This is a genomic window from Streptomyces sp. NPDC033270 (assembly GCF_055576575.1).
Window position 1 is genome coordinate 95,966 of sequence record NZ_JBVIRA010000007.1, and the last position, 11,145, is coordinate 107,110.

General features: G+C 73.3%; 12 protein-coding genes. 7 read left to right on the top strand and 5 right to left on the bottom strand.

Annotated features, from left to right (window positions below; genetic code table 11):
- Positions 1 to 115 precede the first annotated feature (115 nt).
- On the bottom strand, positions 116 to 1,123 hold the full coding sequence (locus tag ACZ5XZ_RS13155) for an aldo/keto reductase (RefSeq protein ID WP_468977203.1): 1,008 nt from the start codon (positions 1,121 to 1,123) through the stop codon (positions 116 to 118).
- A gap of 145 nt (positions 1,124 to 1,268) precedes the next feature.
- Between ACZ5XZ_RS13155 and ACZ5XZ_RS13160 the strand changes: the two genes are divergently transcribed.
- Positions 1,269 to 2,159 carry a helix-turn-helix transcriptional regulator gene (locus ACZ5XZ_RS13160; protein ID WP_468977205.1) on the top strand — a complete coding sequence of 297 codons (891 nt, stop codon included), beginning with the start codon at positions 1,269 to 1,271 and terminating at the stop codon, positions 2,157 to 2,159.
- A gap of 28 nt (positions 2,160 to 2,187) precedes the next feature.
- Here ACZ5XZ_RS13160 and ACZ5XZ_RS13165 read toward each other — a convergent pair whose 3' ends face one another.
- The gene (locus ACZ5XZ_RS13165) at positions 2,188 to 3,033 is read right to left on the bottom strand and encodes a class I SAM-dependent methyltransferase (protein ID WP_468977209.1); all 846 of its coding nucleotides are present in this window, start codon (positions 3,031 to 3,033) and stop codon (positions 2,188 to 2,190) included.
- A 169-nt stretch (positions 3,034 to 3,202) separates the two neighbouring features.
- Here ACZ5XZ_RS13165 and mshA point away from each other — a divergent pair, with 169 nt between their 5' ends.
- The 4 genes from mshA (at position 3,203) to ACZ5XZ_RS13185 (ending at position 7,253) form a co-directional block, all read left to right on the top strand.
- On the top strand, positions 3,203 to 4,570 hold the full coding sequence (gene mshA, locus ACZ5XZ_RS13170) for a D-inositol-3-phosphate glycosyltransferase (RefSeq protein WP_468977211.1): 1,368 nt from the start codon (positions 3,203 to 3,205) through the stop codon (positions 4,568 to 4,570).
- Complete coding sequence (locus tag ACZ5XZ_RS13175) at positions 4,563 to 5,180, top strand: type III secretion system chaperone family protein (RefSeq protein ID WP_468977214.1); 618 nt, start codon at positions 4,563 to 4,565, stop codon at positions 5,178 to 5,180. The genes mshA and ACZ5XZ_RS13175 overlap by 8 nt, the downstream gene beginning before the upstream one ends.
- Before the next feature lie 91 nt (positions 5,181 to 5,271).
- Entirely contained in the window at positions 5,272 to 6,345 is a 1,074-nt protein-coding gene (locus tag ACZ5XZ_RS13180; protein WP_468977216.1) for an NAD(P)/FAD-dependent oxidoreductase, read from the top strand.
- Entirely contained in the window at positions 6,342 to 7,253 is a 912-nt protein-coding gene (locus ACZ5XZ_RS13185; RefSeq protein ID WP_468977218.1) for a class I SAM-dependent methyltransferase, read from the top strand. The genes ACZ5XZ_RS13180 and ACZ5XZ_RS13185 overlap by 4 nt, the downstream gene beginning before the upstream one ends.
- Before the next feature lie 48 nt (positions 7,254 to 7,301).
- Here the strand turns inward: ACZ5XZ_RS13185 and ACZ5XZ_RS13190 are convergent, their stop codons facing one another.
- Together ACZ5XZ_RS13190 and ACZ5XZ_RS13195 are read right to left on the bottom strand one after the other, a co-directional pair.
- Positions 7,302 to 7,556: a hypothetical protein gene (locus ACZ5XZ_RS13190; protein ID WP_468977221.1), complete on the bottom strand. Its 255-nt coding sequence runs from the start codon at positions 7,554 to 7,556 to the stop codon at positions 7,302 to 7,304.
- 42 nt (positions 7,557 to 7,598) lie between these two features.
- On the bottom strand, positions 7,599 to 8,936 hold the full coding sequence (locus ACZ5XZ_RS13195) for an MDR family MFS transporter (protein WP_468977223.1): 1,338 nt from the start codon (positions 8,934 to 8,936) through the stop codon (positions 7,599 to 7,601).
- Between the two features lie 215 nt (positions 8,937 to 9,151).
- Between ACZ5XZ_RS13195 and ACZ5XZ_RS13200 the strand changes: the two genes are divergently transcribed.
- Positions 9,152 to 9,913 carry a phosphoglyceromutase gene (locus tag ACZ5XZ_RS13200; RefSeq protein ID WP_393488360.1) on the top strand — a complete coding sequence of 254 codons (762 nt, stop codon included), beginning with the start codon at positions 9,152 to 9,154 and terminating at the stop codon, positions 9,911 to 9,913.
- A 124-nt stretch (positions 9,914 to 10,037) separates the two neighbouring features.
- Here ACZ5XZ_RS13200 and ACZ5XZ_RS13205 read toward each other — a convergent pair whose 3' ends face one another.
- Positions 10,038 to 10,406: a hypothetical protein gene (locus ACZ5XZ_RS13205; RefSeq protein ID WP_468977225.1), complete on the bottom strand. Its 369-nt coding sequence runs from the start codon at positions 10,404 to 10,406 to the stop codon at positions 10,038 to 10,040.
- A gap of 318 nt (positions 10,407 to 10,724) precedes the next feature.
- On the opposite strand from ACZ5XZ_RS13205, the gene ACZ5XZ_RS13210 reads away from it, so the two are divergent.
- On the top strand, positions 10,725 to 10,973 hold the full coding sequence (locus ACZ5XZ_RS13210; protein WP_468977228.1) for an SCO4226 family nickel-binding protein: 249 nt from the start codon (positions 10,725 to 10,727) through the stop codon (positions 10,971 to 10,973).
- Positions 10,974 to 11,145: the final 172 nt, after the last annotated feature.

Sequence of the window (11,145 nt, forward strand, 5' to 3'; positions counted from 1 at the left end):
CGCGTCGCGCAGCCATAATGGCTGACGGGCGCCGAGGATAGGCCCCCCCCCCCCCCCCCCCCCCCCCCCCCCCCCCCCCCCCCCCCCCCCCCCCCCCCCCCCCGGGCCGCTTCGTTCAGCGCCGCCGCAGCGAGGCGTCCTCGACGGCCGGCGGCAGGTAGTAGCTGTCCGCCCGGTTGAGGTCGGTGCCGGGCGGGACGATGGCGTCGATGCGGTCCAGGATCTCCGCGTCCAGGGTGACCTGGGAGCCCTCCAGGAGGCTGTCGAGCTGGTCGAGGGTGCGCGGGCCGATGATGACGGAGGTCACCGCCGGGTGGCTGCGCACGAACGCGGTCGCCAGGTGCGGCAGCGGCAGGCCCGCGTCCGCGGCGACCTCGGACAGGGCGGCGACCGCCTCCGCCTTGCGGGCGTTCTCCGGCACCGAGAGGTCGAACTTCCCCGATTCCAGGCCGGCCCGCGAACTGTCCGACAGGGCACGGCCGGAGAGCCAGCCGGCGCTGAGCGGGCCCCAGGTCAGCACGCCCATGCCGTAGCGCTGGGCGGTCGGCAGCACCGCGTTCTCCGCGCCGCGCGCCAGCATCGAGTACGGCGGCTGCTCGGTGCGCGGGCGGACGTGGCCGCGGCGCTCGGCGGCCCAGTGGGCCTCGACGATCTGCTCGGCCGGGAAGGTCGAGGTGCCGATCGCCCGGACCTTGCCGGCGCGCACCAGGTCCGAGAGCGCGGCGAGCGTCTCGTCGATGTCGGTGGTGGGGTCGGGGCGGTGCACCTGGTAGAGGTCGATGTGGTCGGTGCCGAGCCGGCGCAGGCTGTCCTCCACGGCGCGGACGATCCAACGGCGGGAATTGCCGCCGTGGTTGGCGTCCGGCCCCATCGGGTTGAAGAACTTGGTGGCCAGCACGACGTCGTCGCGGCGGCCCTTGAGCGCCTTGCCGACGATCTCCTCGGACTCGCCGGCGGCGTAGACGTCCGCGGTGTCGACGAAGTTGATGCCGGCGTCCAGCGCCCGGTGCACCAGCCGCACGCACGCGTCGTGGTCGGTGTTGCCCCAGGCGCCGAGCATCATCGCGCCCAGTGCGTACTCGCTGACCGAGATGCCGGTGCCGCCGAGGATCCTGCGCTGCATGCGTCACTCCTTGTCCGTCCCCCGGGATACGTCCCTCCAAGGGGTGTGCGGACCACCCTGGTGCCCTGACGGCGAGCGGACCAGGCCCGTCGCAGCCTGGGTCCGGCGGAACCACCCGGCCGGCCGTGCGTCGCATACTGGACGGATGCTGTACGCGGAAATCGAGATCAGCTCCTTCCTCAAGGCGCGCCGCGCCGCGCTCGACCCGGCCGACCTCGGCCTGCCCGGCGGGGTCGGCCGCCGGCGGGTGCGCGGACTGCGGCGCGAGGAGGTCGCCCAGCTCGCCGGGATCAGCGTCGACTACTACACCCGGATCGAGCAGGGCCGTGCGCAGGCCATCTCCGAGACCGTCCTGGACGCCATCGCGCGGGCGCTGCGGCTGTCCGGCGGCGAGGTGAGGTACCTGCACAACGTCGCGGCGCCGCGCCGGCGCACCGCGGACTGCTGCGAGACGGGCCCCGTCGGCCGGACCGTACGGCCCGAGGTCCGCCAGCTCCTGGACGCCATGGACACCACCGTCCCGGCCATGGTCGTCGGCCGCGGCCTGGACATCCTCGCCTTCAACACCCTCGGCGGCCGGGTCGCCTTCGACCTGGAGGAGCTCGCGCCGGACCGCCGCAACAGCGCCCTGCTGGTCTTCCTGCACCCGGCGGCGCGCGCCCTGCACCCGGACTGGGAGGCCAAGGCCGTCGAGGTGGTCGGCAATCTGCGCGCCGACAGCGGCCGGCACCCCGACGACGCGCGGATCTGCGAGGTCGTGGGCGAGCTGCTGGCGCGCAGCGCGGAGTTCCGGCGGATCTGGGAGACGCAGTCGGTGCGCGAGTGCCTGCGCGGCACCAAGCGCATCCTGCACCCGGAGGTCGGCGAGCTCGAAGTGACCTTCGAGAGCTTCCGGCTGAGCACCGACGAGGACCAGTCACTGGTGACGTACACGGCCCCGCGGGGGTCGCGGACCGAGCGGCGGCTGCGGGAACTGGGAGCGCGGCCGGCCGCGGCCCCGGAACGGGCCGAAGCGGCCTCGGCGGGGGCGGCCTGAGCGCAGCCGCCCGCCGACCGCGGCCTTGCTAACCGCGCGGAGCCAGCGCCTCCCAGCGCACCGTGACCTCGCCCTGGCGGCGCCGCCGCGGGTCGCCGGCCAGCGGCCAGTCCGTCGCCAGGGCCGCCACGGCGGCCCGCCACCGCTGGCGCGCGCCCAGGGCGCCCAGCGGGGCGGCGCTCGCCCAGGCGCGGTCGAAGTCCCGCAGGAAGGCGTGCACCGGCTCGCCCGGCACATTCCGGTGGATCAGCGCCTTGGGGAGGCGTTCTGCCAGGTCGGAGGGGGTTCCGAGGGAGCCGAGCCGGGTGGCGAAGGTGACCGTGCGGGGCCCTTCGGGGCCGAGCGTCACCCACACGTGCCGCCGCCCGATCTCGTCGCAGGTGCCCTCCACCAGCAGTCCGCCGGGCGCCAGCCGGGCGCACAGCCGCCGCCAGACCGCGGCCACCTCGTCCTCGTCGTACTGCCGCAGCACGTTCGCCGCCCGGATCAGCACCGGCGCCCGCCCCCGGGCGCCCGGCAGCGGCACCTCGAAGCCGCCGTGGACGAAGTCCAGCCCCGGCCTCTCGTACGGCCGGGCGGCCTCGACCCGCGCCGGATCGATCTCGACGCCGACGACCCGGGCGTCCGGCCGGACCGTGCGCAGCCGGCCCAGCAGCTCCACCGCGGTCCAGGGCGCGGCGCCGTAGCCGAGGTCGACCGCGACCGGGTCGGCGCTGCGGCGCAGCTCGGCGCCGTGTTCGGCGGCTATCCAGCGGTCCATGCGGCGCAGCCGGTTGGGGTTGGTGGTCCCGCGGGTGACGTTTCCGACGGGCCGCGCAGGGGTCACCGCCGCCGTGGCGGCGGTGAAGGAGGGCGGCGAGGGGCGGCGGACCATGGCTTCGAGAGTATGGGGTGTCCGGCGAACCACTGTATTCGGCCGTGTTCTATGGTCACGCTTTGGCAAAGTACGCAGACCGGGCGCCGGGCGGGAAGGGATGGCCGGGGTCCGTTGTTGCACCGGGGCGGAGGCGTGCCACCCGCCCCTGCCTAGGAGGTAGCCCGACGTGAGCCAATACGTGTCCCGGCTCCGCAGCCGACCCCACGGCCCGTTCCCGGGCCAGGGACGACTGCGTCTGCCCGGCGGGCCCCGCCGGCCCCGCCGCGTGGCGATGCTCAGCGTCCACACCTCGCCGCTGCACCAGCCCGGCACCGGCGACGCCGGCGGCATGAACGTCTACATCGTCGAGCTGGCCAGGAAGCTCGCCTCGATCAACATCGAGGTGGAGATCTTCACCCGCGCCACCACCGGCACCCTCCCGCCCACCGTCGAGCTCGCCCCCGGCGTCCTCGTACGGCATGTCGACGCCGGCCCGTACGAGGGCCTGGCCAAGGAGGACCTCCCCGCCCAGCTGTGCGCCTTCACCCACGGCGTGATGCGGGCCTGGGCCGGCCAGCGCCCCGGCCACTACGACCTGGTCCACTCGCACTACTGGCTCTCCGGCCACGTCGGCTGGCTGGCCGCCGAGCGCTGGGGCGTCCCCCTGGTGCACGCCATGCACACCATGGCCAAGGTCAAGAACGCCGCGCTGGCCGTCGGCGACACCCCGGAGCCGGCCGCCCGGGTCATCGGCGAGACGCAGATCGTCCGGGCCGCGGACCGCCTGATAGCCAACACCGCCGAGGAGGCGGACGAGCTGGTGCGGCACTACGACGCCGAGCGCGGCAAGGTCGCCGTCGTCCACCCCGGCGTCAATCTGGACCGCTTCCGGCCCGACGGCGAGGTCGCCGGCAGCCGGGCCGCCGCCCGCGCCCGCCTGGGCCTGCCCCAGGACGCGGTCATCCCGCTGTTCGCCGGCCGAATACAGCCCCTGAAGGCCCCGGACATCCTGCTGCGCGCGGCCGCCGCACTCCTGGCCGAGGACCCCTCGCTGCGCTCCCGCCTGGTCGTGCCCGTCGTCGGCGGGCCCAGCGGCAGCGGCCTGGCCAAGCCCGAGGGCCTGCAGAAGCTGGCCGCCCGGCTGGGCATCGCGGATCTGGTGCAGTTCCGGCCCCCGGTCGGCCAGGAACAGCTCGCCGACTGGTACCGCGCCGCATCCGTGCTGGTCATGCCCTCCTACAGCGAGTCCTTCGGACTGGTCGCGATCGAGGCCCAGGCCTGCGGCACCCCCGTCGTCGCGGCCGCGGTCGGCGGCCTCCCGGTGGCCGTACGCGACGGCGTCAGCGGCTTCCTCGTCTCCGGCCACGACCCCGCCGACTACGCCCGCGCCCTGCGCCGTTTCGTCGCCGACCCCGCCCTGGCCACCCGTATGGGCGCCGACGCCGCCCGGCACGCCCAGTCCTTCGGCTGGGACACCGCCGCCGCCGCGACCGGCGAGGTCTACACCGCGGCGATGCAGGAGCGGCGGCGTCACCTACGATCGGCGCATGGCTGACCGCGCACGGCAGGTGCGGGACGCGGGACCGGCGCGGCAAGCACAACAGACGGGACGGGTGCGGCAGGTGGGATCGGTGCAACAGGCGCAACAGGCGCGCGAGGTGATCGAGACGGCTCTGGCGGACGCCGGCCTCGAATGGGAATCCCCCTCCGACGGCAGCTACGTCGTCAAGCTCCCCGGCACCCGCAAGCTCTCCACGACCTGCTCCCTCGTCGTCGGCCGGCACTCGCTGTCCATCAACGCCTTCGTCGTCCGCCACCCCGACGAGAACCACGAGGCCGTGCACCGCTGGCTGCTGGAACGCAACACCCGCCTCTACGGCGTGAGTTACGCGATCGACCGGCTCGGCGACATCTACCTGGTGGGCAAGCTCCCGCTCGCCGCCGTCACCCCCGACGAGCTCGACCGCATCCTCGGCACGGTCCTGGAGAACGCCGACGGCAGCTTCAACACCCTCCTGGAGATGGGCTTCGCCACCGCCATCCGCAAGGAGTACGCCTGGCGGGTCGCCCGCGGCGAGTCCACCCGCAACCTGGAGGCGTTCGCGCATCTGACGCGGAAGAGCACCACCGAGGCCGCTGAGGCCGCTGAGGCCACCGAAGCCTGAGCCTCCCGGGCGAGCCTGTTGCGGAAACGGCAACAAGGTTTGCCCGCCGAGCACCCCCGGGCGCATGGTCGGCGCCAGGAGGTGCTCCACCATGGAAGACGGACTGGAAGACGTACCGGATGTACTGATCGTCGGGGGCGGTGCCGGCGGTCTGAACGCCGCGCTGATGCTGTCCCGGACCCGCCGCCGGGTGCTGGTGATCGACTCCGGCGACCCGCGCAACGCGCCCGCCCGGGAGGTGCACGGATTCATCTCCCGCGACGGCACACCGCCGGCGGAGCTGCTGGCCGCCGGCCGGGCCGACGTCGAGCGCTACGGCGGACGGGTGGTGGCGGGCGAGGTGCGCGCCGTACGACCGGCCCACGACCGCCGCGGCCGCCTCGCCTTCGAGGCCGAACTGGCCGACCGCACGGTGCTCGCCCGCCGGGTGATCGTGGCGACCGGCCTGCGCGACGAGCTCCCCGACATCCCGGGCCTGCGCGAACGCTGGGCGCGCGAGGTGCTGCACTGCCCGTACTGCCACGGCTGGGAGGTCCGCGATCAGCCGCTGGGCGTGCTCGCGGTGGCCGGCCAGGAGGCGGCGGCGGTACACCAGGCGCTGCTGGTGCGGCAGTTGTCGGACGACGTGGTCTGCTTCGCCGAAGCGCTGGCCGGCGCCGACCGCGCCCGGCTGACCGCCCGCGGCATACGGATCGTGGACGGTGCGGTCGGCGGCCTGGTGGTCGAGGACGACGCGCTGCGGGGCGTACGGCTGACGGACGGCACCGTCGTGGCGAGGACCGCGCTCTTCGTACCGACCCGGCCCGTGCCCCGCGACGAGCTGCTCACCGGCCTGGGCTGCACACGGGACGAGGAGGGCCGGGTCGTCACCGACCCCAGCGGACTGACCAGCGTGCCGGGCGTCTGGGCGGCCGGCAACGCGGTCGACGTCCGGGCCCATGTGGTCACCGCGGCCGCGGGCGGAGCCAAGGCGGCCCTCGCGGTGAACCTGGATCTCATCGAGGAAGACCTGGCCGGGGAAGGCGTGGCGGAGGTAGACCCGGCGGAGGGAACCCCGGGGAATCACGAACAGCCCGATCACGAACCGACCGATCGCGAACTGGCCGTACACGAACCGACCGACCGTGAACCGACCGAGCACGAGCGACTGGAGCAGGTGCGATGACCCACGACGAGCACGGCCACAAGAGCGACGGCGGCCAAGGCGGCCACGGCGGTCACCACCCCCACGGCGGCGACGACTTCGACTGGGCCGCGCTGGCCGACCTGCTGGAGCTCGAAGGCGAGACCCACAGTCCCTACGTCCGGCAGGCCCTCGCCGATCTGGGGCAGCTGACTCCGCGCCGGGTCCTGGACATCGGCAGCGGCCCGGGCGTCGCGGCCTGCCGGCTGGCGACGGTCTTCCCCGGGGCCGAGGTCACCGCGGTGGACGGGGCGCCGGAGCTGCTGGCCCGCGCCGAAGGGCGCGCCGAACGGCTCGGCGTCCGGCTGCGGACCCAGGTGGCCGAGTTCCCGGCGGGGCTGGCCGACCTGGGACCGGCGGACCTGGTGTGGTCCGGGCAGGCCGTCCACCACGTGGGAGACCAGCAGGGCGTACTGAACCAACTGGCCGGGCTGCTCGAACCGGGCGGTGTACTGGCCGTCGTCGAGGGCGGTCTGCCGCCCCGCTGGCTCCCGCGCGACCTCGGCTTTGGACGGTGCGGGCTGCAGGAGCGGCTCGATGTGGCGATGGCGGAACGCTTCGGCCGGATGCGGGCCGAGCTGCCCGGTTCGGTGGCGGTGGTCGAGGACTGGCCCGGCATGCTGCGGGCCGCGGGACTCACCGGCGCACGGAGCCGGACCTTCCTCGTCGACCACCCCGCACCGCTGGCCGAGGGGCCACGGCGGTTCGTACGAGGGTCGCTGGAGCGGTGCCGCCAGGTGCTCGCCGACCTCCTGGACGCCGAGGACCTGGCGACCCTGGACCGCCTCCTCGACCCGTCCGACCCCGCGGGCGTCGACCACCGCACGGACCTGTTCCTGCTGACCGCGAAGACCGTGCACTTCGCGACGGCGACGGCGACGCCGGCCTGAGCCCCGCGCGTACGGGGGCGGTCCGACCGGCCGGCCCCGTACGGCTGGTCAGCCCGCCCCGCGCAGCTTCGCCAGCCGCACCGCGTCCGCCAGCACCGCACACAGCTGCTCCACCAGAAACCGCAACTGCCGTGCGTCCACCGCCGGATCGCCGATCATCGCCCGCGCGTGCTCCATCAGCCCGACGCACATGCCGAGCTGCAACGCCTCGACGCCGTCGGCGTACCGGGCGACATAGCTGTCGTCCCGGTCCGTGAACAAGTAGCCGGGCTTGCCGTCCGGACCGGCGTGGTTCAACTCCATGGCCACCCCCGCGAGAAGGACGTACCGCCCACGCTACGCCCGTCACGCCACCGTCTCGCCCGCCACCGGGGCAACCGAATCCTCCGCACCCGCCTCCTTCGCGCCCGCCCCCGGCCCGCGCGGCGCTCGCGCGACCGGTTCCGCCGGTTCCGCCGGTTCCGGCAGGCTCCGCAGCAGCAGTCCGTAGCCGAGTGCCGCCACGGTGCCGATGACCGCGCAGCCCGCCCACAGGGCATCGGCGCCGTAGTGGTCGATGACCGTGCCGCCGAGCAGAGGGGCCGTCAGGGTGGCGATGGACCAGGACAGGCCGTACATGCCCTGGTAGCGGCCGCGGCCGTGGAGGGGGGAGAGGCGCACCACCAGGCCCATCTGGGTGGGGGCGTTGATGATCTCGCCGAGGGTCCAGACGGCGACGGCGAGCGCGTACATGACGACCGAGCCCGCCAGCGCGGTCAGTCCGAAGCCGTAGCCGGCCAGCAGCGCCGAGCCGACGAGGAGCATCGCGGGGCTGCGGTGCTCGATGAAGCGCGTCACGGGGATCTGCAGCAGCACGACCAGGACGCCGTTGACCGCGATGACCGTGCCGAAGTCGGCGCTGGAGAAGCCGTTCTGACCCATCGACACCGGCATGGAGACGTACGCCTGCTGGAAGAGCAGCGCCAGCAGCAGGTTGAGGCCCACGACGGTCATGAAGCGGCCGTCGCGCAGCACGGTCAGCATGGAGACGGGGGCGGGGGCGGGAGTGGCGCTGTCCTGGGGGTTGTCCGCCGTGGTGGTGGCGGGGCGGGACTCGGGCAGCTTGACGAAGACGACCACGGCGCAGGCCAGCACGAGTGCCGACTCGCCCAGGAAGAGGGCCAGGTAGCCGTGTTCGGCGATGAGTCCGGCGGCCGTGGAGGAGACCGCGAAGCCGAGGTTGATCGCCCAGTAGTTGAGGGAGTAGGCGCGGACGCGGTCCTCGGGGGCGACGATGTCGGCCATCATCGCCTGGACGGCGGGGCGGGAGGCGTTGGTCGCCATACCGACCACGGCCGCCACCGCCGCGATGGCGACCGGGTTCTCCATGAAGCCGAGCAGTGCCACCGACGCCGCCGTGGACAGCTGGGCGACCAGCATGGTGGGGCGGCGGCCGAGGCGGTCGGTCAGTACGCCGGCGCCGATGGACGAGACCACGCCGCCGAGTCCGTAGAGCGCGCCGACCAGGCCGGCGTAGGAGGCGGAGTAGCCGCGGTCGACGGTCAGGTAGAGCGCCAGGAACGTCGCGACGAACGCGCCCAGGCGATTGATCAGGGTGCTGGTCCACAGCCACCAGAACTGGCGGGGGAGACCGGAGACGCTCTCCACGGCGGCGCGCCTCAGGCTGCTGATGGATGCGGACATGACATTTCCCCCTGGTGGAGCGGCGCACGGTGGTGCGCGGGTGCGTACGAGGCCCGTCCGGCGGATGTGGGTAAGTGGCGCAGGCGACGTTCGCAACCTACTTGCGAGTCGGCTTTCGTCGCCACCCAATTGACGGGAACGGTCAAACATCGCCCGGAAGCCCAGGTCGTGGACCCGCGCAAGGCCCTATCCGGAATTGGATTACGCTCGACGGCATGGCCGACGCACCGTACAAGCTGATCCTCCTCCGTCACGGCGAGAGCGAGTGGAACGCGAAGAACCTGTTCACCGGCTGGGTGGACGTCAACCTCAACGAGAAGGGCGAGAAGGAGGCGGTCCGCGGCGGAGAGCTGCTCAAGGACGCCGGCCTGCTCCCCGACGTAGTGCACACCTCCCTCCAGAAGCGCGCCATCCGTACCGCGCAGCTGGCCCTGGAGTCCGCCGACCGGCACTGGATCCCGGTCCACCGCAGCTGGCGGCTGAACGAGCGCCACTACGGCGCGCTGCAGGGCAAGGACAAGGCGCAGACGCTGGCCGAGTTCGGCGAGGAGCAGTTCATGCTCTGGCGCCGCTCGTACGACACCCCGCCGCCCGCCCTTGAGGACGGCTCCGAGTTCTCCCAGAGCGACGACCCGCGCTACGCCGGCATCCCCAGCGAGCTGCGTCCGCGCACGGAGTGCCTCAAGGACGTCGTCACGCGGATGCTGCCCTACTGGTACGACGGCATCGTCCCGGACCTCCTCGCGGGCCGCACGGTGCTGGTCGCCGCCCACGGCAACAGCCTGCGCGCCCTGGTCAAGCACCTCGACGGCATCTCCGACGCGGACATCGCCGGCCTGAACATCCCCACCGGCATCCCGCTCTCCTACGAGCTGGACGCCGACTTCCGCCCGGTCACGCCCGGCGGCACCTACCTCGACCCGGAGGCCGCCAAGGCCGCCATCGAGGCAGTGAAGAACCAGGGCAAGAAGAAGTAAGCATGGCGATCGCGCCCCTCACCTGCGGGTTTGTCGCAGATGAGGGGCCTTCGCCGCTCTCGGGCCGCCTGTGGGCCGTCGGCGCGGGCCCGTCGGGCGGCACATGTGCGGTCCGTACGGTCTGTTACACGACCCCGTAGACCAAAGCCCCGTGGGAGCCCGAGACGGCCTTGCCCTTCTTGCCGTTGAACGCCTGGAGCGTGAACCGCTGTCCGTTCCGGAGCGTGGGCTTGTACGTCCGGCACTGGCCGTTGCCCTTGGTCATGTCGTAGCCGTAGAAGTTGCCGTCGTCCTCGATCGTCACCATGACACTGAGGCCGTCAGCGGCGTTGTCGCACACCTTGAGCGTGTTGGTGGAGCTGTTGAACACGGCGCTCCCCTTGTTCATGTAGTGGGGGTGCGCGGTGTACGAGGCCGCGTGTGCGGGCGAGGTCGCGAGCACGGTGGCTGCCGTGGCGAAGGCAACGGCCCCCAGCGTCCGGGCGTAACGCATGGTTCCTCTTTCTTCAGGTGAGTCGTACAAGATCGCGACGCTACCAGCATGATCAACTTCATGGAGCAGCAAGACGGGCTGCGTACCGCGTCAGGTCGGAGCCGGCCGGCCGCCGACGGCCCCCGGGCAGCGAGAAGGGCCCGCCACCAGGTGGAAACTGCAGACGGCGGCGCAACGGGGGCGGGCCCTTGGGGCGAGAACCGGGGCGTACGGAGGCAGCATGGAAGTGCAGGAACTGTGGGGGAACCGGGCGCAGGGGCTGCGGGAGGGGACCGGGAGCCCCGCCCGGCACCGTCTGCGAGCGGAAGGATGACTCAGATGCCCAAGTTCATGGACGTCCATCACGGCATGACGGGCCTCACGCCCGAGAAGTTCAACGCGGCACACCAGGCCGACCTCGCCATACAGAGCGAGGAGGGCGTGACCTTCGAGCACGCCTGGGCCGACACCGAGTCCGGCGATGTGTTCTGCCTGTCGGACGCGCCCTCGGCAGGCGCCGTGCAGCGCATCCACGAGCGCGCCGGCCATAAAGCGGACGAGATCCATCCGCTGGCGCTCAGCCTGTGACCCGGCCGGGCGGCGGGGGCCGCCCGTAGCGGGAACCCAGGCCCCCGCGAACACGACAGCGGGCCCGGGGGGGGGGGGGGGGGGGGGGGGGGGGGGGGGGGGGGGGTGGGGGGGGGGGGGGGGAGGGGGGAGGGAGAGACGGGAGCGGGGGAGAGTGCGCACGGAACAGGGA

What these genes read in the sequence shown, in the direction of transcription:
- ACZ5XZ_RS13155 (WP_468977203.1), bottom strand. Translation starts at nt 1,123, where the DNA reads ATGCAGCGCAGGATCCTCGGCGGCACCGGCATCTCGGTCAGCGAGTAC.
- ACZ5XZ_RS13160 (WP_468977205.1), top strand. Translation starts at nt 1,269, where the DNA reads ATGCTGTACGCGGAAATCGAGATCAGCTCCTTCCTCAAGGCGCGCCGC.
- ACZ5XZ_RS13165 (WP_468977209.1), bottom strand. Translation starts at nt 3,033, where the DNA reads ATGGTCCGCCGCCCCTCGCCGCCCTCCTTCACCGCCGCCACGGCGGCG.
- ACZ5XZ_RS13175 (WP_468977214.1), top strand. Translation starts at nt 4,563, where the DNA reads ATGGCTGACCGCGCACGGCAGGTGCGGGACGCGGGACCGGCGCGGCAA.
- ACZ5XZ_RS13180 (WP_468977216.1), top strand. Translation starts at nt 5,272, where the DNA reads ATGGAAGACGGACTGGAAGACGTACCGGATGTACTGATCGTCGGGGGC.
- ACZ5XZ_RS13185 (WP_468977218.1), top strand. Translation starts at nt 6,342, where the DNA reads ATGACCCACGACGAGCACGGCCACAAGAGCGACGGCGGCCAAGGCGGC.
- ACZ5XZ_RS13190 (WP_468977221.1), bottom strand. Translation starts at nt 7,556, where the DNA reads ATGGAGTTGAACCACGCCGGTCCGGACGGCAAGCCCGGCTACTTGTTC.
- ACZ5XZ_RS13195 (WP_468977223.1), bottom strand. Translation starts at nt 8,936, where the DNA reads ATGTCCGCATCCATCAGCAGCCTGAGGCGCGCCGCCGTGGAGAGCGTC.
- ACZ5XZ_RS13200 (WP_393488360.1), top strand. Translation starts at nt 9,152, where the DNA reads ATGGCCGACGCACCGTACAAGCTGATCCTCCTCCGTCACGGCGAGAGC.
- ACZ5XZ_RS13205 (WP_468977225.1), bottom strand. Translation starts at nt 10,406, where the DNA reads ATGCGTTACGCCCGGACGCTGGGGGCCGTTGCCTTCGCCACGGCAGCC.
- ACZ5XZ_RS13210 (WP_468977228.1), top strand. Translation starts at nt 10,725, where the DNA reads ATGCCCAAGTTCATGGACGTCCATCACGGCATGACGGGCCTCACGCCC.